The sequence below is a fragment of the Microvirga sp. GCM10011540 genome, from assembly GCF_042650665.1.
Classification (GTDB): domain Bacteria; phylum Pseudomonadota; class Alphaproteobacteria; order Rhizobiales; family Beijerinckiaceae; genus Microvirga; species Microvirga lenta.
On record NZ_JBHSBQ010000062.1, the window covers coordinates 1 to 889 of the forward strand.

1 protein-coding gene is annotated in these 889 nt (G+C 64.7%); it reads right to left on the reverse strand.

The features are described 5' to 3' along the window. Positions 1 to 18: 18 nt before the first annotated feature. Positions 19 to 846, reverse strand: a complete 828-nt coding sequence (locus tag ACFOYU_RS15230; RefSeq protein ID WP_377034243.1) for an IS5 family transposase — start codon at positions 844 to 846, stop codon at positions 19 to 21. Positions 847 to 889 lie beyond the last annotated feature (43 nt).

Consider the following 889-nt stretch of genomic DNA (forward strand, 5'->3'; position numbering starts at 1 on the left):
CTAGAGGGTGTCTGGAAATTAAGCTGCGGCATGGACTAATCTTTTGGTCATGAGGCGGCACATAGCGAGATAAATCCACGTCTCGGTGGTCGACGGCAGGCCCTCCCAGTCCTTGGCCAAGCGGCGGTTGCGCACGAGCCACGCAAAGGTACGCTCGACAATCCAGCGCTGCGGCAGAACCGCAAACCTAGCTGGCATTTCCGGCGCGGGTTGATCAGCCGGCACCCATGCCCAACGCCGCGGCCGCTTCACGATCAGCAGCGTCCATCCGAGCTCTTTCGCCAGCCAGGCGGCCAGCCCCTGATAGCCCATGTCGGCAAACAGACACTCCACATCCGGATAGCGGTCTCTCAGGTCTGCCAACACAGCTTCGGCCGCACGACGGTCATGCACATCAGCTGGGTGGACGAGCACGTGCAGGATCAGCCCCTGCGTGTCGACCACCAGATGGCGCTTACGGCCGGAGATCCGCTTGCCACCGTCATAACCGCGCTCGCCGCCGGCCTCACTGGTGCGGGCGGTCTGGCTGTCGATGATGGCAGCGTGCGGTTCTGGACTGCGCCCGGCCAGCATCCGGGCCCGGGTGCGTAGGGCATCATTGATGGACCGCCACGTGCCGCGCTGGCGCCATCGCCGGAAGTGATCATACACGCTCTGCCAAGGCGGATACTCGTGTGGCAACAGCCGCCAGGGCTCGCCACCGCGCAGGACATAGAGGACGGCATTCAGTACCAGCCGCAGGTCATGCTTGCGGGGCCGCCCGCGGCGGGTCGTAGGGGCCAGGAGGGGCGCCAGGATCGCCCACTCCGCATCGCTCAGGTCGGTGTCGTAGCTAAGGGCTGTCATGCCCCTTCAGATGGGAACCACCCGAATTTCCAGACACCCTCTA